Below are 25564 nucleotides of genomic sequence, written 5' to 3'. Positions count from 1 at the left end.
ATCCCCTCCCCATCTGTTAATTTAGATATTTTAACTTTTACTTGTTTTGTTTATTGAGTAAATTATGCTCAGTTGCTAATTTTTGAATTTTATCTACTTCTTCCAAAGTAGTTGATCCATCTACTTTAGCGTTGTATTCCTTTTTCTCCACTTCACTTAATGCAGATAATATTCCAATGTATCCCTTGGCTACATTTTTCGAATTATTTAATTCCTGCGCTGCTTTTGTATCTTTATTTGCTTGATCCTGCTTAATAGCTGTTGCTTGTATCTGATTTATCGCTTCTTCTGTTACCGCATTAGCTACTTGACTATTATATGCAGCTTTCTCACTAGCAGTTAGCCCTGTTAATGCATTAATTGCATCCTGTGCAGTTGTTCTGGATTTAGCTAACTCTTTTGCTACCATAAGATCATTATTTCGCTTAACTAATTGTGCTTCATATGCTTCTACAGCTTCAACTGTAGTTCCACGAGCGTTCCAATACGATGGATTTGTTAGATAATAATTCAAGTCATTATTCTTGGTTGATTGAGGTATTTCCGTTAACCCTAAGATTGTATTCAACGCGTTTGCGCGTGCTTGAATTACTAAAACTGCATCCACATTAGAATAAGTCGGGCTGTCGCTAATAATATAATTAATATAATTATTCTTAACTGCTTCGGTTAGATTAACTAGACTTTTGACAGTCGCTTCTGCATTTGCCTGCACTAATTTTAATATATTAGCTTCCACCAACTTTTTATTCGCATTATTTTGTGCATTAGCTTGTGTTTTCGCATTATCTACTCCAACTGTATTAACTGAGCTGTAAGCTACATCCGTAAATGCTGCTTTTTCTTCATCGCTTAGATTTGTCAAGCTACTAATATATTCTTTGGCTGCTACTTTTGCGCTTGCTAAATCTGCTGCCACTTTTTCATTGTAATGATCCGTATTTTTTTTATCGGCTGCTGCTTGAACTAGTGTTAGTTCATCAGCTGTTGTTACTAAATCAACTTTGGTGCCTAGGGCTGCTTTTTCTTCTTTAGTTAAATTAGCTAACTTATTAATATAATTCTTTGCATCAGTTTTTAGAATAACTAAGGATTCAGATACTCGATACGCTTCTTCTTTTGCTGTCGCATCTACTTGAATTTGATTAACATCTGCCATGGTCTTTGCTTCATTTACTTTTGCTGTAAAGCTTACTTTTTCTTCTTCACTTAATTTAGATAATGCTCCAATGTACCCTAGGACTTTATTTTTCGAATTATTTAATTCCTGCGCTGCTTTTGTATCTTTATTGGCTTGATCCTGCTTAATAGCTGTTGCTTGTATCTGATTTATCGCTTCTTCTGTTACCGCATTAGCTACTTGACTATTATATGCAGCTTTCTCACTAGCAGTTAGCCCTGTTAATGCATTAATTGCATCCTGTGCAGTTGTTCTGGATTTAGCTAACTCTTTTGCTACCATAAGATCATTATTTCGCTTAACTAATTGTGCTTCATATGCTTCTACAGCTTCAACTGTAGTTCCACGAGCGTTCCAATACGATGGATTTGTTAGATAATAATTCAAGTCATTATTCTTGGTTGATTGAGGTATTTCCGTTAACCCTAAGATTGTATTCAACGCGTTTGCGCGTGCTTGAATTACTAAAACTGCATCCACATTAGAATAAGTCGGGCTGTCGCTAATAATATAATTAATATAATTATTCTTAACTGCTTCGGTTAGATTAACTAGACTTTTGACAGTCGCTTCTGCATTTGCCTGCACTAATTTTAATATATTAGCTTCCACCAACTTTTTATTCGCATTATTTTGTGCATTAGCTTGTGTTTTCGCATTATCTACTCCAACTGTATTAACTGAGCTGTAAGCTACATCCGTAAATGCTGCTTTTTCTTCATCGCTCAGATTTGTCAAGCTACTAATATATTCTTTGGCTGCTACTTTTGCGCTTGCTAAATCTGCTGCCACTTTTTCATTGTAATGATCCGTATTTTTTTTATCGGCTGCTGCTTGAACTAGTGTTAGTTCGTCAGCTGTTTTCGCTTGCTCGATTTGACTACGGAAGGCTATTTGTTCTTCTTTGGTCAAATACAATAAAGTATCTATCTCTGTCTGCGCAGTTAATTTAGTGCCTATAAAACTTTTTTCTGACCTATTAGCTGAGTCTAAAGCTATTGCATCTGCGTAGATTGGGTCAATATCTGTCACAGCCTTTGCTTCATCTATTTTTGTTATAAACAATTGTTTCTCATCATCACTAAGTGCAGTGAGTGAACGCACCGTAGCTTTTGTAAGATTTTGCTTATCTAATAAGGCTTTAGCTATTTTGTTTTCTATATTCGTATCTGATTGCTTAGCTGCAGTCTCTTGAATTTTATCTACGGATTCCTTATCTACCGCTGCCCTAACTTGATTAACAAAGAGTGTCTTTTCTTCGCTACTTAACCCTGTAAGTGCATTAATATCAGTTGTCACTTTCGTTTTTATAGACTGTAATAATTCTGCTACTTGGGTAGTTTCTTCTTTTTCTAGCATACTATCTACATATTGTTGCACCCCTTCTAATGTACTTATGTCCTTATCAATGGTCCATTCTTTATAATACCTAGGATTCCTTGATAATTTTGAAAATGCTTCTAAACCATATCTAGTTAATTGATAGATTGTATTAGTAGCTTCTGCTCTAGCTTGATATAGAACAATATCGTTAATATCTCTTCCGAATGACCCGAACGAAATGTAATTACCATCAATAGTGATGGTAATATCCTTCCCTAAGTAAGATATAATTTGTTTAAACATTGACTTTTGGCCTATATTCAACTTATCTAACCCATCAATAACTTTTGTTGCAGTTATCTTAGCCATATCAAAAGCTTGGTTATCTATTGCTGTCTTTGCAGTACTATTTTGTGAAGACGCACCCTGAGTTAGCTTAGTTATTTCATCATTGCTTTTCGCACTATCGATTTGTGCTATCCATGCAGATTTTTCAGCATTACTCAAGTATTCAAAAGCACTAATAACCTTGTTAGCAGCCAACTTATTCTCTGCTAACAATCGTTCAATTTCATTACTCTTATTTTGTGCTATAACCGCATTCTTAATTGCAAGAACTTCTGATTGGTCCCCAGCAGCGTCTATTTGAGTAGAAAAGTTATCTCTTTCTTCCTGAGTAAGTTCTGGATAAGTATCAATATCCGTTTTTACTTTTTCTTTAGCTTCTACTAACAATCTAGCTGTTTTATTGACCTCATTCTTAGCCTCTGCATCTTTTTGTGCGGTCACAATACCGTTAATGGTTAGTGCCTCATCTACTTGGTGAAGAAATTCAATTCTTTCTTTATCCTCCAAATCTGTTAGTTGATTAATAGTGTTTTTCGCTGCGCTAATAGAATCTATCAATGTTTTTTTCACTCTATTAACTGCGTCTTGTTCAGTGGCATATATCTTGATTTTATTGACCTCATCCTCGGACTTAGCAGCTTCGATTTGATTAGTAAAGGTTGTTTGTTCCTCCTCACTTAACTCTGCTAAAGCTTTGATAAAACTTTTAGCAGCAGTTCTAACAATAAATAGAGAATGTGAAGCTTTTACTTTTTTATTCAAATCAGCTTGTGCTATGGCATCCTCGGAAATCTGCTTTGTTTCCACCTTAGTCTTAGCATTCTTAACTTCCGCAGTAAAATCATCTTTTTCAGCAGAAGTTAAATAGTCTAACAGTGAAATTACATTAATAGCCTCATTTTGTGCTGTTGTTAGCTCATTTTTTCCCTTAATTTGTTGGTCTAATGTTTTTGCCTCTTCTAAATATTGTTTTGCCTTTTCCACTGTTGTGGTGCTATAGCTAATAATAGATGAAACAAAAGTATCTTTCTCATTTTGTGACAGATAGTTAAGAAATGCTAATTGTTCAATCGCAATTGCTTGAGCTTGATATAACTCTACCAAATCACTACTATTAGCTGCATTAATATTTCTTATAAATCTATCTTTCTCTGTTTCACTAATATGACTTAAATCTTGAATAACTAATAGGGTGTTCTCTTTCAAATTAGCTAGCAATATTGCATTTATTTCATTTTTATTATCTACATTCCGTTGGATAGCTGAATTTTGGATTATTGATACTTCATCCACATTTTTTGCTTTGGTTACCTTCACTTTAAAATTAGTCATTTCTTCTGGAACTAGATATTCTAAATTATCAATCGTAGTTTTAGCTGTTGCTCTTGCATCAGATAAACCTTTCGCTGTAGATTCTATCGTTTCTACTTGTCTTTTTAGTGTAGAATTAGCTATCTTTTCTTTAAAGTCAGCTTTTTCTGTTTCACTAAGCTCCAGTAAATCATCAATTATAGTATTAGTAGCCACTTTTGATTCTGCTAGCAATCGCACATTTTCATGTTCTTTGTTTGTATTATAAGACACATCTTGTACTACTTTAACTGCTGCTGGATCAATCGCTGAAGTTACTTGTGCTAAGAAGGTATTCTTCTCGTCTTCGCTTAGATCTCCAGCTGCTTTAATCGCAGTATTAGCAGCTACTCTTGCGTCAGATAAAGCTTTCGCCTTTGCTTTTGCCGTAGTTACATCAGAGATTACCGAAGCGTTATTCACTTCTGATGCAAAGCTATTTTTTTCTGCTTCACTAATTTCTGAGAAGCCATTCACTTCTGTTATCGCTGCTGCTTTAGCTTCTTTTAGTTCTCGTGCTGTTTGATTGATAGTATTTTGCTTAGCAGCTGCATCTTGTACTACTTTAACTGCTTCCGGATCAATCGCTGACATTACTTGTGCTAAGAAGGTATTCTTCTCGTCTTCGCTTAGATCTCCAGCTGCTTTAATCGCAGTATTAGCAGTTACTCTTGCATCAGATAAAGCTTTCGCCTTTGCTTTTGCCGTAGTTACATCAGAGATTACCGAAGCGTTATTCACTTCTGATGCAAAGCTATTTTTTTCTGCTTCACTAATTTCTGAGAAGCCATTCACTTCTGTTATCGCTGCTGCTTTAGCTTCTTTTAGTTCTCGTGCTGTTTGATTGATAGTATTTTGCTTAGCAGCTGCATCTTGTACTACTTTAACTGCTTCCGGATCAATCGCTGACATTACTTGTGCTAAGAAGGTATTCTTCTCGTCTTCGCTTAGATCTCCAGCTGCTTTAATCGCAGTATTAGCAGTTACTCTTGCATCAGATAAAGCTTTCGCCTTTGCTTTTGCCGTAGTTACATCAGAGATTACCGAAGCGTTATTCACTTCTGATGCAAAGCTATTTTTTTCTGCTTCACTAATTTCTGAGAAGCCATTCACTTCTGTTATCGCTGCTGCTTTAGCTTCTTTTAGTTCTCGTGCTGTTTGATTGATAGTATTTTGCTTAGCAGCTGCATCTTGTACTACTTTAACTGCTTCCGGATCAATCGCTGACATTACTTGTGCTAAGAAGGTATTCTTCTCGTCTTCGCTTAGATCTCCAGCTGCTTTAATCGCAGTATTAGCAGTTACTCTTGCATCAGATAAAGCTTTCGCCTTTGCTTTTGCCGTAGTTACATCAGAGATTACCGAAGCGTTATTCACTTCTAATGCAAAGCTATTTTTTTCTGCTTCACTAATTTCTGAGAAGCCATTCACTTCTGTTATCGCTGCTGCTTTAGCTTCTTTTAGCTCTCGTGCTGTTTGATTGATAGTATTTTGCTTAGCTGCTGCATCTTGTACTACTTTAACTGCTTCCGGATCAATCGCTGACATTACTTGTGCTAAGAAGGTATTCTTCTCGTCTTCGCTTAGATCTCCAGCTGCTTTAATCGCAGTATTAGCAGTTACTCTTGCATCAGATAAAGCTTTCGCCTTTGCTTTTGCCGTAGTTACATCAGAGATTACCGAAGCGTTATTCACTTCTAATGCAAAGCTATTTTTTTCTGCTTCACTAATTTCTGAGAAGCCATTCACTTCTGTTATCGCTGCTGCTTTAGCTTCTTTTAGCTCTCGTGCTGTTTGATTGATAGTATTTTGCTTAGCTGCTGCATCTTGTACTACTTTAACTGATGCTGGATCAATCGCTGACATTACTTGTGCTAAGAAGGTATTCTTCTCGTCTTCACTTAGATCTCCAGCTGCTTTAATCGCATTATTGGCAGTTACTCTTGCGTCAGATAAGGCTTTCGCTGCTTGTTTTATCTGCTCTACATCATCCTGAGATTTTGCATTATTTAGCTCTTCTTTAAACTTATCTTTCTCTACGCTATTTAACTCTTTGTACGTATCAATAGTAGTAGTTGCTTGTTCTATACTATTAGTATTAGATAGTCTTTCAGCTTCACTTTGTAAGTTTCGTACATCATTAATTATTGTTGCATTCGCGATACCATCTTTTAGTTTGGCAATCACTGTTTCACTTAAGTTTGGCAATATGCTAATAGCATCAATAGCCCTCGTTTTTTCTTCTTTTAGCTCTCGTGCTGTTTGATTGATAGTATTTTGCTTAACTGCTGCATCCTGTACTACTTTAACTGATGCTGGATCAATCGCTGAAGTTACTTGTGCTAAGAAAGTATTCTTCTCGTCTTCGCTTAAATCTCCAGCTGCTTTAATCGCAGTATTAGCAGCTACTCTTGCGTCAGATAAGGCTTTCGCTGTAGATTCTATCGTTTCCACTTGTTTTTTTAGTGTAGAATTAGCTATCTTTTCTTTAAAGTCAGCTTTTTCTGTGTCATTAAGCTCCAGTAAATTATCAATTATAGTATTAGTAGCCACTTTTGATTCTGCTAACAATCGCACAGTTTCATGTTCTTTGTTTGTATTATAAGCTGCATCTTGTACTACTTTAACTGCTGTTGGATCAATCGCTGAAGCTACTTGTGCTAAGAAGGTATTCTTCTCGTCTTCGCTTAGATCTCCAGCTGCTTTAATCGCAGTATTAGCAGTTACTCTTGCATCAGATAAAGCTTTCGCCTTTGCTTTTGCCGTAGTTACATCAGAGATTACCGAAGCGTTATTCACTTCTAATGCAAAGCTATTTTTTTCTGCTTCACTTATTTCTGAGAAGCCATTAACTTCTGTTATCGCTGCTACTTTAGCTTCTTTTAGCTCTCGTGCTGTTTGATTAATAGTATTTTGCTTAGCTGCTTCATCTTGTACTACTTTAACTGCCGCTGGATCAACCGCTGACGTTACTTGTGCTAAGAAGTTATTCTTCTCGTCTTCGCTTAAATCTCCAGCTGCTTTAATCGCAGATTTCACTATTCCCCTAAAATCCGAAAATTTTTGGGCCTCAGTTTGTATAGCTAATACCTCAGGTGTTGTTCTAGCTTCATTTACTCTTTCTTTGAAACTCTCTTTTTCTATTTCACTTAATTCTGATAATGTACTAATAAATGAGTTTGTTTCTTCTTTTGCTCTTATTAGAGCATTTGCAATTATAGTGTTAGTATTTTTAATAGTCGCCTCGGCAAATATACTCTTAATGTTAGATGGCTCAAAAGTATTGTCTACTCGCGCTAAGAATTCTTTCTTCTCATCCTCAGTTAAATCGCTTAACATGTTAATTTTAGTTTTAACATCACTTCTGGTATCAGAAAGTGTTTGCGCGTTTGTTCGTATGTTATCTATTATACTTAGCGAAGATCCATTTACTAGATCCTTTTTAAAGACATCTTTTTCTGCGTTGCTTAACTCTTTAAGGGTATCAATAAAAGCAACAGAGTCTGCTTTAGCTTCTACTAATTCTCTAGGAATCCGTTTCTCGTTATTTTTATCCGTTGCTACACTTTGAACAGCAATAACTGCCTCTTTGTTAGATGCCTTATTTACTTGATCTAAGAAATCCTTTTTCTCGTCATTGGTTAAATCTTCAAACGTATTAATTTCAGTTATAGCGGCAATTCTAGCATCCGAGAACGCTTCAGCATCCGACTGTAATTGCTTTACCTCTACGGCTGTTTTTGCATTTGTTACACTTTGTTTAATACTCTCTTTCTCTATTTCGTTTAATCCAGATAACGCACTAATCGCTTCCCTAGCAAGAGGTCTAGCTGCAGATAAATCTTTTACGTCATTTTGTATTTGGATAACCTCACCCAATATTTTTGCTTCCTGAATTTTTGCCAAAAATGCTTCTTTTTCTAATTCATTTAATTCAGTTAGAGAGCCAATAAGAAGTGTTGCCGAGTCTTTTTCCTCTAACAATTGTTTGATTTCTTTTTGGGTCTCATTTTGTTTCTGAGCTGCATCTAATATAGGTTTAATATCCTTTATTACTTTTATTTGATTAATTTGATTAATAAAATCTTGTTTTTCTACAGCTGTTAAAGCTACTAATGTTGTATTAATAGTATTTTTAGCGTCATTTTTTGCATTTAATAAATCCCTTGCCTCTTTTTGAATACCATTCTGCTCGGTAGCTTGCTGTTGTATTTCTGAAATTCGTTCCGATGTTTTAGCGGAGTTAATTTGATTAATGAACTCTTGTTTTTCTGAGTCACTTAAGGAGGCTAAAACATTTACTACTTGCTCAGCTTCATTTTTTTCGGATTCTAAATCATGTTTTGCCTTATTTACTTTATCCTTATCATTCGCCGCTGTTTCAATATTCTTCACTTCAGAAGGCAAATTCGCTTGTCCAACTTGAGTTATAAACTCAAGCTTTTCTTCGTCAGATAAGTTGCCTAAAGCATTGATTACATTAGTAATATGACGTTTAAGGTTTGGTAAGTTTTTTAATTCTCTATTCTCTAAATCTTGTGCATTAGCTTCATTCAAAATTTGAAGGATTTCTTCATTTGATCTTGCTTGATTAACTCGTTCCTCAAAAGTTGCTTTTTCTGTTGCATTTAAATCGTCTAATAACTCAATTGATATTTTAGCAGATTCTTTAGCTACTGTTAAAACACCCATACTCGCGGCTTCTTTATTGAAGTCGTTTTGTTTCGTTGCTGTTTGGTTGATTATATCTACTTCTTCAGCAGAATTAGCCGTATCTATTTGGTTTTTAAAATGCTCTTTTTCTGTAACTTTTAAGTTGTTTAACGAATCAATAACATTGGAAGCTGATTTTTTTATTAATACTAGTTCCTTGGCAAGCTGATTTTTCTCATCTTGTGCTAGTATATCGTCTTTAACCGTATGAATATCTTCAAGTGAGTTAGCTTCACTGATTTTAACAATGAAATTAGATTTTTCAATTGGAGATAAATTAGTCAAACTAACGAGGCTGTCTTCTACCACCGCTTTTTCTTTATATAACATTACTAACGGTATTCGATTAGTAGCTTCCTCATCAATCAATTTAACATAACTATCTTTGCCTTTAACAGATAAATTAAGTAATTTTGTAATGAAGTCTTTTACTTTGTCCTTAGCCATTTTTAAGGTTATTTTCGTTACTTCGTCTTGATTAGCGGTATCTTGGGCAATTGCATCATTTTTAGTTTTTATAACTCCATCAATCGTTTGATTACTATCAATTTGACTAATAAAGCCTGCTTTTTCTGCGGTACTTAACCCCGTTAAAGTTTTAATTACTTCTGTAGCATCTGCTTTAGTTATGAGTAATGCTTTATTAGTAGCTTTATTTAAAATCTCATTAACTACTGTCTTATCGGGAGCAGTATCTATTTGAAGAACGAATTCGTTCTTCTCATCCTCAGTTAAGTCATTTAATCCTCTAATAGTTGCTTTTGCTTCACCTCTAACATCAGAAAATAACTTTGCTTCACTTTGTATTTGTACTACATCGTTCTTTATTGTAGACTTTGCTACTTTCTCTTTATATCCTGTTTTCTCTACATCGCTTAAATCCGGCAGCTCACTAATTAAATTAATAGCTCTTTCTTTCTCTTCTGCTAATTCTCTAGGGATTCGTAGTGCTGTATTTTTTTCCGTTGCATTATTTAGAATTTCATCCACTTTTATTTTATCATTAGCTATTACTAAATCGTCCATGAATGTTTTCTTCTCATTCTCAGTTAAATCGCTTAAAGAGTTAATAGTAGCTTTCGCATCAACTTTAACATTAGAAAATGATTCCGCTTCATTTTGTAGCCTTGTCACATCAGTAATCGTTGTGGCATTTACTATTTTTTCTTTATAGCTAGCTTTATCTGAGTCACTTAGACCTGGTAACAACTCAATAAAATATTCTGCTTGCTTTATAGCTTTAGGTAATGCTCTTTCTTCACCTGGTTTGATCACTTCACCTGGCTTAGTGTCTTCACCTGGTTTGATCACTTCACCTGGCTTAGTGTCTTCAGCTGGTTTGGTATCTTCAGCTGGTTTAGTATCTTCACCTGGCTTAGTGTCTTCACCTGGCTTAGTGTCTTCAGCTGGTTTGGTATCTTCAGCTGGTTTGATCACTTCACCTGGCTTAGTGTCTTCACCTGGCTTAGTGTCTTCAGCTGGTTTGGTATCTTCAGCTGGTTTGGTCACTTCACCTGGCTTAGTATCTTCACCTGGCTTAGTGTCTTCAGCTGGTTTGGTATCTTCAGCTGGTTTAGTATCTTCACCTGGCTTAGTGTCTTCACCTGGCTTAGTGTCTTCACCTGGTTTGGTATCTTCAGCTGGTTTGGTCACTTCACCTGGCTTAGTATCTTCACCTGGCTTAGTGTCTTCAGCTGGTTTGGTATCTTCAGCTGGTTTAGTATCTTCACCTGGTTTGATCACTTCACCTGACTTAGTGTCTTCACCTGGTTTGATCACTTCACCTGGCTTAGTGTCTTCACCTGGTTTGATCACTTCACCGTCTGGTTTGGTATCTTCACCTGGTTTAGTGTCTTCACCTGGCTTAGTATCTTCACCTGGTTTAGTATCTTCACCTGGTTTAGTATCTTCACCTGGTTTGATCACTTCACCTGGCTTAGTGTCTTCACCTGGTTTGATCACTTCACCGTCTGGTTTGGTATCTTCACCTGGTTTAGTATCTTCACCTGGTTTGATCACTTCACCTGGCTTAGTGTCTTCACCTGGCTTAGTATCTTCAGCTGGTTTAGTATCTTCACCTGGTTTGATCACTTCACCTGGCTTAGTGTCTTCAGCTGGTTTGGTATCTTCAGCTGGTTTAGTATCTTCACCTGGTTTGATCACTTCACCTGGCTTAGTGTCTTCACCTGGTTTGGTATCTTCACCTGGTTTGATCACTTCACCTGGCTTAGTGTCTTCACCTGGCTTAGTATCTTCACCTGGTTTAGTATCTTCACCTGGTTTGATCACTTCACCTGGCTTAGTGTCTTCACCTGGTTTAGTATCTTCACCTGGTTTAGTATCTTCACCTGGTTTGATCACTTCACCTGGCTTAGTGTCTTCACCTGGTTTGGTATCTTCACCTGGTTTGATCACTTCACCTGGCTTAGTGTCTTCACCTGGCTTAGTATCTTCAGCTGGTTTAGTATCTTCACCTGGTTTGATCACTTCACCTGGCTTAGTGTCTTCACCTGGTTTGATCACTTCACCTGGCTTAGTGTCTTCACCTGGTTTGATCACTTCACCGTCTGGTTTGGTATCTTCACCTGGTTTAGTATCTTCACCTGGTTTAGTATCTTCACCTGGTTTAGTATCTTCAGCTGGTTTAGTATCTTCACCTGGTTTGATCACTTCACCTGGCTTAGTGTCTTCACCTGGTTTGATCACTTCACCTGGCTTAGTGTCTTCACCTGGTTTGGTATCTTCACCTGGCTTAGTGTCTTCACCTGGTTTGATCACTTCACCTGGCTTAGTGTCTTCAGCTGGTTTGGTATCTTCACCTGGCTTAGTATCTTCACCTGGTTTGATCACTTCACCTGGCTTAGTGTCTTCACCTGGTTTGATCACTTCACCTGGCTTAGTGTCTTCACCTGGTTTGGTATCTTCACCTGGTTTGATCACTTCACCTGGCTTAGTGTCTTCAGCTGGTTTGGTATCTTCACCTGGCTTAGTGTCTTCACCTGGTTTGATCACTTCACCTGGCTTAGTGTCTTCACCTGGTTTGGTATCTTCAGCTGGTTTAGTATCTTCACCTGGTTTGATCACTTCACCTGGCTTAGTGTCTTCACCTGGCTTAGTATCTTCACCTGGTTTAGTATCTTCACCTGGTTTGATCACTTCACCTGGCTTAGTGTCTTCACCTGGTTTGATCACTTCACCTGGCTTAGTGTCTTCACCTGGTTTGATCACTTCACCGTCTGGTTTGGTATCTTCACCTGGTTTAGTATCTTCACCTGGTTTGATCACTTCACCTGGCTTAGTGTCTTCACCTGGTTTAGTATCTTCACCTGGTTTAGTATCTTCACCTGGTTTGATCACTTCACCTGGCTTAGTGTCTTCACCTGGTTTGGTATCTTCACCTGGTTTGATCACTTCACCTGGCTTAGTGTCTTCACCTGGCTTAGTATCTTCAGCTGGTTTAGTATCTTCACCTGGTTTGATCACTTCACCTGGCTTAGTGTCTTCACCTGGTTTGATCACTTCACCTGGCTTAGTGTCTTCACCTGGTTTGATCACTTCACCGTCTGGTTTGGTATCTTCACCTGGTTTAGTATCTTCACCTGGTTTAGTATCTTCAGCTGGTTTAGTATCTTCACCTGGTTTGATCACTTCACCTGGCTTAGTGTCTTCACCTGGTTTGATCACTTCACCTGGCTTAGTGTCTTCACCTGGTTTGGTATCTTCACCTGGCTTAGTGTCTTCACCTGGTTTGATCACTTCACCGTCTGGTTTGGTATCTTCACCTGGTTTAGTATCTTCACCTGGTTTGATCACTTCACCTGGCTTAGTGTCTTCACCTGGCTTAGTATCTTCAGCTGGTTTAGTATCTTCACCTGGTTTGATCACTTCACCTGGCTTAGTGTCTTCAGCTGGTTTGGTATCTTCAGCTGGTTTAGTATCTTCACCTGGTTTGATCACTTCACCTGGCTTAGTGTCTTCACCTGGTTTGGTATCTTCACCTGGTTTGATCACTTCACCTGGCTTAGTGTCTTCACCTGGCTTAGTATCTTCACCTGGTTTAGTATCTTCACCTGGTTTGATCACTTCACCTGGCTTAGTGTCTTCACCTGGTTTAGTATCTTCACCTGGTTTAGTATCTTCACCTGGTTTGATCACTTCACCTGGCTTAGTGTCTTCACCTGGTTTGGTATCTTCACCTGGTTTGATCACTTCACCTGGCTTAGTGTCTTCACCTGGCTTAGTATCTTCAGCTGGTTTAGTATCTTCACCTGGTTTGATCACTTCACCTGGCTTAGTGTCTTCACCTGGTTTGATCACTTCACCTGGCTTAGTGTCTTCACCTGGTTTGATCACTTCACCGTCTGGTTTGGTATCTTCACCTGGTTTAGTATCTTCACCTGGTTTAGTATCTTCACCTGGTTTAGTATCTTCAGCTGGTTTAGTATCTTCACCTGGTTTGATCACTTCACCTGGCTTAGTGTCTTCACCTGGTTTGATCACTTCACCTGGCTTAGTGTCTTCACCTGGTTTGGTATCTTCACCTGGCTTAGTGTCTTCACCTGGTTTGATCACTTCACCTGGCTTAGTGTCTTCAGCTGGTTTGGTATCTTCACCTGGCTTAGTATCTTCACCTGGTTTGATCACTTCACCTGGCTTAGTGTCTTCACCTGGTTTGATCACTTCACCTGGCTTAGTGTCTTCACCTGGTTTGGTATCTTCACCTGGCTTAGTGTCTTCAGCTGGTTTGGTATCTTCACCTGGCTTAGTGTCTTCACCTGGTTTGATCACTTCACCTGGCTTAGTGTCTTCACCTGGTTTGGTATCTTCAGCTGGTTTAGTATCTTCACCTGGTTTGATCACTTCACCTGGCTTAGTGTCTTCACCTGGCTTAGTATCTTCACCTGGTTTAGTATCTTCACCTGGTTTGATCACTTCACCTGGCTTAGTGTCTTCACCTGGTTTGATCACTTCACCTGGCTTAGTGTCTTCACCTGGTTTGATCACTTCACCGTCTGGTTTGGTATCTTCACCTGGTTTAGTATCTTCACCTGGTTTGATCACTTCACCTGGCTTAGTGTCTTCACCTGGTTTAGTATCTTCACCTGGTTTAGTATCTTCACCTGGTTTGATCACTTCACCTGGCTTAGTGTCTTCACCTGGTTTGGTATCTTCACCTGGTTTGATCACTTCACCTGGCTTAGTGTCTTCACCTGGCTTAGTATCTTCAGCTGGTTTAGTATCTTCACCTGGTTTGATCACTTCACCTGGCTTAGTGTCTTCACCTGGTTTGATCACTTCACCTGGCTTAGTGTCTTCACCTGGTTTGATCACTTCACCGTCTGGTTTGGTATCTTCACCTGGTTTAGTATCTTCACCTGGTTTAGTATCTTCAGCTGGTTTAGTATCTTCACCTGGTTTGATCACTTCACCTGGCTTAGTGTCTTCACCTGGTTTGATCACTTCACCTGGCTTAGTGTCTTCACCTGGTTTGGTATCTTCACCTGGCTTAGTGTCTTCACCTGGTTTGATCACTTCACCTGGCTTAGTGTCTTCAGCTGGTTTGGTATCTTCAGCTGGTTTAGTATCTTCACCTGGTTTGATCACTTCACCTGGCTTAGTGTCTTCACCTGGTTTGATCACTTCACCTGGCTTAGTGTCTTCAGCTGGTTTGGTATCTTCAGCTGGTTTAGTATCTTCACCTGGTTTGATCACTTCACCTGGCTTAGTGTCTTCACCTGGTTTGATCACTTCACCGTCTGGTTTGGTATCTTCACCTGGTTTAGTATCTTCACCTGGTTTAGTATCTTCAGCTGGTTTAGTATCTTCACCTGGTTTGATCACTTCACCTGGCTTAGTGTCTTCACCTGGCTTAGTGTCTTCAGCTGGTTTGGTATCTTCACCTGGCTTAGTGTCTTCAGCTGGTTTGGTATCTTCACCTGGCTTAGTGTCTTCACCTGGTTTGGTGTCTTTATTTTCCGCTTCTTTCGCAAGTAATAATTGATTCGCGTCATCTTGCTTATTAACAGTGACTTTCAGGGCTTGGAAATTTGCTTGCGCTTCTGAAATATGTTTCTCTAATGCATCTATAGTTTGGGTTAATTGGTTAATGTTGGCCTTTAACGTATTAATCTGATTTGTCAATTCGTTTAGTTTTTTCTCATCATTAGCTAATTGGGTAGCAGTTTCGGCTGCTGTTTGCGCATTATTTGTTTGATTTGTCGTTGGTACAGCAAGACTATCTAATTGCTTTTGCGCTTGCTCTAGCTGGGCTTGAAGATCCGTTATATGCGTTTGTTGCTCCGCTTGTTGCTTGGTTAGTTCTGTGACAGTATTTGTTGCTTGAACAACTTGTTCTTGTAACTCGTTTAATTGGGTAGCGTTGGCTGTAGTTGCCTCTAGTTCTGCTTGGATAGCCATTAATTTATCTGTTAATGCGGACCGTTGGTCTGCTTGTTCTTCGGGTAGATTTTCTAACTGGACAGTTAGTGCTTGCTTTTCAGTCGTTAAATCCGTCACTTTTTGTTGAGTGACTTGCCGCGCCTGTTCCGCAGTGGCTAATTGTGTGGCAAGATTCTCTTTTTCTTGTTGAGCTGTTGCAAGCTGATTATTCGTTTCGAGCAAGTGATTTTCTTGTAAGCTTAATTCTTCTTGTAACTGTTTAACTTGTTGCATCAGATCACTTTGTTGCTGGTTTAATTCCGCCGCTTTAACACTATTTGCTTGATTGACATCCTTCGTCAAACGTAATTCTAGCTCTTGTTTTTCTTGTTCAAGCGCTTCTTGTTTTTGTACTAAAGCAGCCAATTCTGCTTGCATTTCTAGTAATGATTGTTTTTTATCCGCTAAAGATGCTTGCATCACCTGATTCAAGTTGGAGAGATTATTGGCTTGCGCTAATTTTTGTATCAACTGTAACTTTTCTTCCTCTGTAAAGAGAGGATTCTGCTTAATCGCTGTTTGCGCGTCTAATTTTGCTTGGGTTAAATCAGTTCCTTGTTGATCATTGCTCGTGCTTAACTTATCTGCACCATTAGAGATCGGTAAGCTTGGAGTAGAACTCACTACTGTTTTGGGTAAATCAGAAGTTTGGTTAGCGAAAGTCGCACTAAGTTCTACTTTATCTGCTGGAGTTAGCTGAGCTTCTTTTACTATTTCTCCCTGTTGATTCGTCACTTTAATATGTGATCCATCAAAACTAATTGTTGTTCCTACCGGAACATGGTATTGGCTACCGTCTTCAAACCCATTGAGTTCCATCAATTTTTGCCATTTAACATTTACCGCTAGGGAAATATTATAGAATGTATCGCCTTGTTCAAAAGTATATCTGGATTGATTCATCGACAGTTTTGCTTGAATACTCTCAACAGAATTAGCTGTCCATTCAGCCGCATGAACGGGTTCTGTATCAGTTAACATCAGACTACCTAAAACTAAAGAAGAAAATAGAATACCTTTAACAATCCATTTTTTTCCTTTTTTATACATTTTAGCACGATATTTAGGTTCACTAGCTCGTAGAGTAGCTTGAAAGTATGCTTTTTTCATCACAAGGTACCTCCTTCACGTTTCATCATATTTTACAAATATAAGAAGTTTCTAAATAATTAGCTCCTTCAAAGATCCTATCATTAATAAATTCTTCTAAATATACATTCCGAATTTTCGGATAAAATCAATAGACCTTCGTTCTAACAAGCAAAAAAACAGTCTCTTAATATAGTTTCCCATCATTTCAATTATTTCAACTCCCTTTATAACTAATACGACATAGAATACGACTTCCTATTCTTCATAAAGATTTGTTTAACTGCTTAAATAACAGAGTAGAGAAACAAATCATTAAAAATAGTTCAACTATAAAGCAGTTTCTACGTATTTATTCAAGTATACTAAATGAGAACAAAAATAAATTCTATATTTATCGTTACTAATACTTCAAATAAAGGAGTTTGCTTATATATCAGTTTTTCGATTAATAACATGAAATTGAAATAAACTAGCAATATATAATATTGGCTTGACAAAATAAACATGCTCTGCTTAAGGGGATGAAATGGTGGGTAATACTATAAAAAGTACTGTCGTAGTTTGACATTACTTTACCATTGATTTCTAGTTTTTTTCATTACTTATAGAGATTCAGTTAGCCCATTGGCTACTCTTACGTTTTTCAACGTATTCAGGATCTTTTTAATAGTAATTTATTAGTATTTTTTATAAAGAAAAACCATATTTATTAAGGTTTTAAGCTAATTCATATTTTTTAAACTAACAAAACAGTTTTAAGACACATCTTAATAATCTATAAATTTAATCCCCATTGGTTCTGCTAAAAATTTATATTTTGTTTTTATATAATCTAGTTTTCTTTGTTGTGTCCTCGTCATACCAAAGCCAATAAATCGACAAATATGATCGTTTTTAATAATACAAAAACACATTCTTTTCCAACTAGGTATATCTTTCGTTGTTTTAATATCATCTGTATCATCAGGTATTTTTTGTAAAAAGATAATGCGTGAATTTTTAAAGATCGTATAGTTTGACACCCCATTTCTTTTGATTTTATAGCCTTTTAATCGTAATTCAGAAATGGTTTCTTCCTCCAAACCACCCCCGACATGATGCCAAAAATGAATGGATTTATTGAACTTTTCAATATAATTATTTTTCATTTCTATTGGAAGTGTTTCTAACAAAAATTGCGTATATGACTTCCAAGTATGGTTTTCAGGTAGTGTTACATTTCTGTATCCCATTGCTTTGGTCTTACTGTAAATTTGAGTAAAATTAGCGCCTTGCACTCTTCCTAAAAGTTTTACCCAGATAGCAGGATCAATCACTCGATACAAATTTAAAGCTTCTTTGGCATTGTCTTGGAAGGGAGAAGCTACACGCATTTGAGAAAGTTTCACCCCCGCTTTATAATAGAGATCATAGAGTTTATTGTAGTCATAATTGAAGGCATAATTAGCATGCCAAACATCTTCTTTGGTCCAATCATAGAGTGGGGAGGCTGACCAGACATCTTTAAATTGTTGCGTAATCCAGCATTTATTTTTAAATCGATATTTTTTATTTACGAATCCACTATAACGTCGCAGCGATTCTTCTGCCCGCATTCCCAATAAGCAAATCGTTTTCCCTTCTCCGTGGGTTTGATGGTACCAACGTCCAAATTGTTTCGCAAGATCTTCTTGGTGCATCCGATACTTATATAAATAGAAAGGATTGTTTTTCAACGTAATAACGTAGTTAAATTTAGGTAATCCTCTGACCCAGATTTCTTCTTTTTGATCATCCCATGGATACCAGTACATTTCATAACTACTTAACGCTGTCCGAGTGGCCATTGGAAGACAGACCCAATAGCGCTCTACTCGATTCGTTAATGATTCAAAGGTTTGTTCGATATATTCGGTTGTAGCGGTATACTGTGCTTCGAAGTCTTGATGAAAAACACCAATCGTTTTTTCTGGATAGTTTTTATCTCGATAATCCAACAAAAGATTTAATAATAATCCACTGTCTTTCCCACCGGAAAAAGCAATATAAATCGTATCGAATTCTTCAAAAATAAATCTTAATCGTTTTTGTAGTGCTTCAAAGACATTCATTCCCAATTCTTTTTTCATTTACTCAATAGCTTCCTTTCAAAAATAGTGTTGCGTGCTATCTTGATAGATTAGTGTACCCATTCATTAGCGGTTTTAGTCACAGTTTGGTGTTTGTGTTAACTTATCAAAGATACAATTGTTTGATAAGTCCTTACATTCATTTAAATAATTAGTTAATACGAGACTTTTTGCATCGTTACTACGTAACGAAAGGAATCTTCCATCATACAAATAAATTATTTACTGCCAACTAAAAAGCTTCTTATCTTCTTGTTCCTCTTAATAAATAGAATTCACCCTCATAATAAAATACGTCCTTTTGAAATTTCCAATAATACGGCAAGTGATAGTGCTTAATTAGCCAATAGACTTCTTCTACTGATAAGTCTACTCGTTTCCCTAAATCTGTCATGATTAATTCTGGTTCAATCAAACACAATCTTCTTAATAATTCAACTTTTTTTATTTCTTTTTCTTGATTGCTTTGTTTCATCCGAGCTTCACTCCTTATAACTTATTGCTTTTAGTATCATGATCTGCCTCCCTATCGATGTTACTATAGAAAATGATTTTACTTTTGCCTGACTGTTTGCTTCTTCGGCGTAAACAGGATTTCCGTAGGAAATCATTAAGCTAAACAATGCGAGTAAGATCATACCCCTACTGCTCTTTTTCATGGCCTTATTCCTCCTGTTTTTCTACCACAATTAACTGAATGGTTGTGCTTGCTCCATTCAACTGCTTTTCTGTAGTTAAATCAAATACTTGAATGCCCATCTTCAAAGGATAGGTACCGGGTATTAATCCCTTAGGAATCGGAATTTCATTTACGGCTTTCCCAGGCTTAATTAAGCCTGTCTCAAGCAGCATCTGATTGTCTGCTTCATTTGAAATAGTAAACTTAAAACTGGCTTGATTAAAAACTGGATTTACCAAAGAAACATATGCCTTATCCGTGCCTTCGGGCACCTTAATATCATCATAGCCTGGGAAAACCAATTGCGTAGCGTCATAATCTTTTGGTTTTTCTATTTTATTGTTATAGGTCACTGCTTGTGGGTCTTCCTTTAATTTTGTTTGAGTTGGTTGTTCGTGTTTATTTAGCAGAAAGTAAGAACCTATTACCAACAAAATAAATACTATTAACAGCGTTACGACGAGTAATTTTTTTCTTTTATTCATAATCAATCCTCATAGATAAATTATCCCATTAGTCTAACTGTTCCGTTTTATTCAGTCATTTTGTTTGTCTAATTGGATTTTGAAAGGTATCGACTGATCATCAGTCGAAATAATATTTTTTCTACTACGTTTACGTTGATAAAAGGTCATTTATTTTTTTGCCCTTACGGGCCCACTTAAAATAATACGTCTTCACAATTTATTGTGGCCTTTGTCTATTCAAAAGTTACGGTTCCTTGCCATAAGTGAACGTCAACATATCAAAGTAATTACCTGATTTATTGGCTTTAGTAGTTAAGTTAGCAGTTAAATTTTTTTCATTGGTTTCCTTGTTTAAGTAAAAGGTGTAACTGCTGGTACCAATATCTGTTCCAGCTTCATCCGTTAATCGTTAGGTGGCACCAACAACGTTTTCCTTATCCTTTAAATGCCAACTGTTAGCGGAAGCAACCCCTACTTTTACATTGGTTTCTCCTGAATAAGCTTGTTTATCCGCCGTATTTACTAATTTAATCGTATAATTTACAGCTGATCCTAAATTGGAACCTTTCACTGGTTCGTTTAATTTCGTAAATTGTAAGTTAGCTGATAATTGGACACTATAGTTTAGTGACTGTAGAACAGTGACAATTGCCTCTTTACTAATATGATCGTATTCAAACTTCAGATGGTATTCACCAGCAACACTCGTATTTACTTGATCTATGATTGTTTGTTCTTCTGGAACAGGTTTTGTGATAGTCACAGTGATTGCTTCTAAATTAATACTGTTGCCATCCTTATCTATCCAAGAATCAAAATTATCAGTTAGTTGCCATGAATCATCTAGGTAGACAGTAGAATTGTTTAGTTTGATTGCGGTCTGATTCTTTTTAACCGTAACTGTGATACTTTTGTTTAAACCTTCATACGAATACGTAACGGGATAATCTCCTGGTGTATTACTGTCTACAGTACCTTCTATAGTAATTTTATCCAACGGAACCGCTGAGCCATCTTTAGCAAGCCATGAAGTGATGTTAGTAGTTGGTTACCAAGGATCTCCCGTATAAAGAACCGACGGTTCTACTTTCATAGATGAAATCCAATACCAATTACCTGCCATCGTTGAGCCGTCATATTGATAAATCAACTCATCATTGGTATATCCTAGCCCTACTTTATCTTTTCACCAAAAATCACCGTCATCAGTAGTTACAGACGATAATTCACCGAATTTAGATAACATACCTAATTTTAAATGAGTAAGAAGTGGATCTAAACGAAAGATATTTGTCATGTCAGTAACATTCATCATATTGAAACTGGATAGATCCAAGCTAGTCAAACTCTTACAATTTCGAAACATATTAGTCATATCTTCAACTTTTGAAGTATCAAAACTAGTTACATTCAAACTTGTTAAACTAGTACAATTTTGAAACATATTAGTCATATCCTCAACACTTGTTGTATTAAATGAGTATGTTGGAGCCGTAGCGTCAGTTCCCCCATCCTTCAACGTGTAGTCAGCACCTACAACAGCAGCACTATCAGCTGTTTTTTACTTCCAAGCATTTGCAGAAGACACACTTAATTTTACAGTCTTTGTACCAGAATAAGTTGAATTATCTGTTGGATTTACTAATTTAAACACGCCAGAAGTTCCAACTCCTTCAGTTCTTCCAGGTAATGGTTCATTCTCTTTAGTAAATTGGAACCCTGCCGGTAACTGTAAAGCATAGCTTGACGAATCAGGATTTTCCGGATCTGATATTTCTACTTTTGTTGTGTAACCTACGGTTACGCCACTTGTTCCAGCGAACACCTCTCCTGCACTTAAGGCGATCCCTCCTAGTAATGCGGTTGTTGCTAACGCGCCGATAAATTTTACTTTCATTTCCAATTCTCCCCTCTGAATAAAAAATTTTCATTACCAAATAAGTATAATTAAATGAAATACAAATAAATTCTCTATATTCATAGATTTTATTTTCAAATATAGGATTTCGATAATAAGGTGGGTTAGAAACAAATACAATTGAGATATTAAATGACCCATTAAACAATGCATTACTCTATTTCTATTGTCTTTCCATTTACTTGTCGTTAAATTAAAGTTATAGAAAGTGCTTCATACTAAAGTTTCTTTAAAGAAATTAGTTGTTTCTTTCATTATTAAGCTAGGAGAAAAATCACTTAATATTGGAAAATAGGATTGAGTTGTCCTTGTTTCTTTGCTTTCTTAAAGTCTTTTTTAAATTGGTTCGTGTAAAACATTTCAAGCATTTAAATCCTCCATTAAATCTTCCACGGAAGAAAATCCACCATGAACGTCCCCCTCTTTAATGTCCTTTTATGATTAATAAGCTCTCTTTGTTTCCCTTATTAATCATAAAAGGAATTGCTTGTTCATTGATAGACTGTTTCAAGAAAATGGTAATTGCACTTGTCATATTTAAACCTAAATCATCGAATAATTGTTCTGCTTCTTCTTTTTAGTTTTCATCAATATTTATATGTATGGTTTTTTTTTATAGCAGCCCTTATAACCCCTCCTTTATGTAATCAATTGCAACGAATTGTGTCTCTAACAACAATATTCACGCTGTGTTCTTATCTTATCGTAGCCGTGGTACTAGTTAATTTTAAATTAGCTACAATAAAAAACTTTGCGGTAGAATACGCTCAAAAATACGACGAAATGAGGGAATATTCTATACAAAGTTGACCTAAATATATCGAAATTTACATAAATGTCAATGGCGGGAGTAAAATGGATTTTTCCCTGAATTGTTGATGTTAGTCATTTTTCAGATAATAGAACCTTCATTTTTAATGTTTGAAAGTGACAACGCCCAAACATTATTCGCTTTATTTTCTTCAATTTATCTTTCCTTCGGCTAGTTCTGGAAAAATTAGTGCATTTTGAATAGCATTTTTATCTTGTTCCAATCCATTTAGAAATGTGTTGAGGTGTTTGTTATTCATCCTTTGTACGATATTTATCCACTGATCTAGAGCATACAAACTGCAATCGAATAAAATTTTGTGAAATATTGCTACCAATTGAAAAATTTCTAAAATTTTTGGTTCTGATTTCAGTATGTACTGAGTTGTTTCGACCAGTTCAAGCAAGAAAAAATCTTTCTCAAATAAACAATTGACGATGGGTCTACCTAACACTTTTTTGTAATCATTCAACGGTTGTTATACGTTTCTAGAGCTTGTTTATAAAATTTTTGGAAAGTCTAAAAAGCTCTAAAATAACCTTTATCAACTAAAACTTTATATACATCATGTAATTTTTCATATTGTAATAGTAACTGTTGGAATCGTACCACGTAAGAATCGATTTCAGTAATGGAACCTTTCTGCTGGTGGTCCTCTAATGCATCAATCAGATTAATTCCTTTAGTTCGTCCTTCGGAGCTCTTCTTAAACAACCAATCAAAAGTCGACTGCATATTGTAGTACTCAATATATTTTAGCTTCTCTGCATTCACCTATGGTTTAATCTCCTATGTTAATTATTCCCATCCTCTTACCAGACCCTGTGAGTTTCATTTGACTGTGTTCATCTGTCAAAGTTCTAGTTTTGGGGCTATCCCTCCACCATTTATTATCATGGTTTCTCAAGTACTATGCCCCTATCCTCACAAGAATAAAGGAATTTCAGCATTCGCTATATATCCACCACCCTAATATCAGTCAATGTGGGGGGCTTGCTTTCCACGTTCCAATTATTCTAGCCGTTCATCTATTTTTAGGCGCTCACTGTAAGCCTGAATATTCCTATAGAACATTGTCTTCTAACCCGACTTTCATATCATAGATTCTTACTTATCGGGGATACTCATTGCACACGCAACCTTATATTCTTTCGAATACGTCTATTTTTAGACCTGTACATTCGCGATTTTGCCAGTCCTTTTTGAACATTCTCACCATAGATAGTTTATAGCGGCCCAGCATATCCTTTATCTTATGAATTAGCTATTTCACTTAGGTATTGTTCTGCCATCTTCACCTAGCTTCATACCTCAATGTGCTGATACACAGTGACACATGTAGGAGTATCAGACCAAGTTGTTTCAGCTAACATGACGGCTTTCATTCCAACTGTCGAATAATTAGTTATCATTAATCTTTACAAGGATTAGCGCTCCTATTTCGTGCTATGCACTTATAAGGAAACGTGTCGCAGCTTTGAAATAGTAGCAGCCATCTTTTTCTTTGTAAGATGTACAGTGAAAATTTGGAAACGAAAACTCCATAAAGACTCTCTAACTAAAGTGTTCTTTTTGTTAGTATAACAGTAATTTCAACAACTCAGGGAAAGATCCAATTTTAAATTGCCCTTGACACCCAGAGAACTGCTCTGGCAATGATTCCTTAGATTTTCCATAAATTTTATTAGTCAATAAGTGATGGATTCTGTGATTAACTATATTTCTTCAGCCAATGTGTTAATTACGTTTGATTGTTCTTGATTTGCACGTATCTACTCATAAAATAGAACGATTATGTAGTGGATTCATTGTTTTTATTTTCACTATTTACTCGATCTAATAATTAAATACACAACTTTCTAAATAACTATCCTGTTATTATAGTATAAAACAAGTAAAAAAGGAGAAAACGCATGAAATCAAAGTTTCTTGCCGATTCTCCTTTATTTCTTTAAACTAAAAAAACACGTTTCCCAACAGAAATTGCTTTTGATTGATTGCTACTTAATCCTTCCAATAACCAACGGATCTGTTGGTGCATAAGCCAAAAAATATTTTTTGATCTCTATCAATGAAGTTGCTATTAATCCAATCAATTGTATAAAAAAGGAACCCATTTTTCGTAATACAACATTTTGAAACGGTATCGTCTAACACCACAAAATAAGAACAGCGCATCGACGGAAACATTCAAATTGTACTCATACTGAACAATGGTAGCCAGGCCATTGATTCCTTTCATTCAATTTATTTTTCCGTAAACAGTAAAAATATGAGCTACTTTTCCAGAATCAAGTAGCATGAGCCATCAGCTCTTTCAAAACTGTTAGCATAAGATATTGACTCGCACCATTGTAAATAAAGATGCCATGCATTTCCGCTTTAATTTTTATTCCTATTTTAGCAGTAATTGCGCGTTTTTCTTGCGGCTGACACTCTAGCTTAATGACAACGACCTCTTGTTTTTCTTCCATAAAGCAACTACCTCTGATTTGTACTTATATTGTCAGTATAGTCGAAAGTAATTTTTGATTATAGGTACTCAGTAGATTGAGTGCTTATGGTTTAGCTAAGTGGTGAGTAGTTCACAAAACACTTTAATCCTATGCTAAGTTAAACTATTAAGTATTTCCCAAATATAATCTACTTGCGTTTCTGAAGGAGGGCTAGATATGTGGTACATTTTTTCTGATAACTGACTAAGATGATCACCATTATCCAATAAGATAAAATCAAATTGTTCTTCATCAAAACCTTCATCTTCGCCTTTAAATACAGACAACTCTATAGAATTTCCGAACTTTTTTTGAATAATTTTGGTTGTTAAATCTCTTTCTATCGGTTTAGAACAGACATAACCAACTTTTACAAGTGAGTTCTTTAAATCTAAAATCGTATAAAGTCTTCTACTAAATAGTTTTAAATCACTATCAACTAAATATATTGGACTTGAAGTTTGTTTTTGCCATATAGAAATGATGTCTTTCACTTTTTCATATATTTCGAATTCGTTTTCATTTAAATAAATAAACTTTTGTGGCAGTAAAGCATGTATAGGTCGGCGGCCTCGCCACAATAAACTAAATAAAATATCCTTAAAGTATTTATCATGAGATAGGGATATAGATAAACTTTTA

Annotated in this window: 13 protein-coding genes and 1 pseudogene; all 14 read right to left on the bottom strand. The window is 36.3% G+C overall.

The window, feature by feature from the left end; genetic code table 11:
• Positions 1-37 precede the first annotated feature (37 nt).
• Positions 38-16462, bottom strand: coding sequence for a LysM peptidoglycan-binding domain-containing protein (locus IGI80_RS11155; RefSeq protein ID WP_438723475.1), 16425 nt, complete (start codon positions 16460-16462; stop codon positions 38-40).
• A gap of 749 nt (positions 16463-17211) precedes the next feature.
• A complete protein-coding gene (locus tag IGI80_RS11150; RefSeq protein ID WP_438723473.1) occupies positions 17212-18552 on the bottom strand; it encodes a DUF3440 domain-containing protein in 1341 nt (446 codons plus the stop codon).
• Between the two features lie 244 nt (positions 18553-18796).
• The gene (locus IGI80_RS11145; RefSeq protein ID WP_438723471.1) at positions 18797-19027 is read right to left on the bottom strand and encodes a hypothetical protein; all 231 of its coding nucleotides are present in this window, start codon (positions 19025-19027) and stop codon (positions 18797-18799) included.
• Positions 19028-19034: 7 nt separating this feature from the next.
• Positions 19035-19211 (bottom strand): hypothetical protein, encoded by a 177-nt coding sequence (locus tag IGI80_RS11140; RefSeq protein ID WP_438723470.1) that lies wholly within the window; start codon positions 19209-19211, stop codon positions 19035-19037.
• Positions 19212-19215: 4 nt separating this feature from the next.
• Positions 19216-19716 carry a hypothetical protein gene (locus IGI80_RS11135; RefSeq protein ID WP_438723468.1) on the bottom strand — a complete coding sequence of 167 codons (501 nt, stop codon included), beginning with the start codon at positions 19714-19716 and terminating at the stop codon, positions 19216-19218.
• Between the two features lie 391 nt (positions 19717-20107).
• Entirely contained in the window at positions 20108-20734 is a 627-nt protein-coding gene (locus IGI80_RS11130; protein WP_438724242.1) for a bacterial Ig-like domain-containing protein, read from the bottom strand.
• Between the two features lie 150 nt (positions 20735-20884).
• Complete coding sequence (locus IGI80_RS11125; RefSeq protein WP_438723467.1) at positions 20885-21217, bottom strand: BspA family leucine-rich repeat surface protein; 333 nt, start codon at positions 21215-21217, stop codon at positions 20885-20887.
• Positions 21218-21259: 42 nt separating this feature from the next.
• A complete protein-coding gene (locus IGI80_RS11120; protein WP_438723465.1) occupies positions 21260-21595 on the bottom strand; it encodes a hypothetical protein in 336 nt (111 codons plus the stop codon).
• A 381-nt stretch (positions 21596-21976) separates the two neighbouring features.
• A pseudogene (locus tag IGI80_RS11115) lies at positions 21977-22220 on the bottom strand (type II toxin-antitoxin system RelB/DinJ family antitoxin).
• A gap of 358 nt (positions 22221-22578) precedes the next feature.
• A complete protein-coding gene (locus IGI80_RS11110; RefSeq protein ID WP_438723464.1) occupies positions 22579-22899 on the bottom strand; it encodes a hypothetical protein in 321 nt (106 codons plus the stop codon).
• A gap of 47 nt (positions 22900-22946) precedes the next feature.
• Complete coding sequence (locus tag IGI80_RS11105; protein WP_438723462.1) at positions 22947-23201, bottom strand: hypothetical protein; 255 nt, start codon at positions 23199-23201, stop codon at positions 22947-22949.
• A 1318-nt stretch (positions 23202-24519) separates the two neighbouring features.
• Entirely contained in the window at positions 24520-24669 is a 150-nt protein-coding gene (tnpB, locus tag IGI80_RS11100; protein WP_438723460.1) for an IS66 family insertion sequence element accessory protein TnpB, read from the bottom strand.
• Between the two features lie 49 nt (positions 24670-24718).
• On the bottom strand, positions 24719-24901 hold the full coding sequence (locus tag IGI80_RS11095; protein ID WP_438723459.1) for a hypothetical protein: 183 nt from the start codon (positions 24899-24901) through the stop codon (positions 24719-24721).
• Between the two features lie 134 nt (positions 24902-25035).
• A partial coding sequence (locus IGI80_RS11090; protein WP_438723458.1) for a hypothetical protein occupies positions 25036-25564 on the bottom strand: 529 nt, incomplete at its 5' end.

Source organism: Enterococcus sp. DIV1420a (assembly GCF_051712165.1).
GTDB classification, from domain to species: domain Bacteria; phylum Bacillota; class Bacilli; order Lactobacillales; family Enterococcaceae; genus Enterococcus; species Enterococcus faecalis.
Note: the sequence above shows the minus strand (reverse complement) of the source record. Positions and strands in the feature narration are given on the sequence as shown.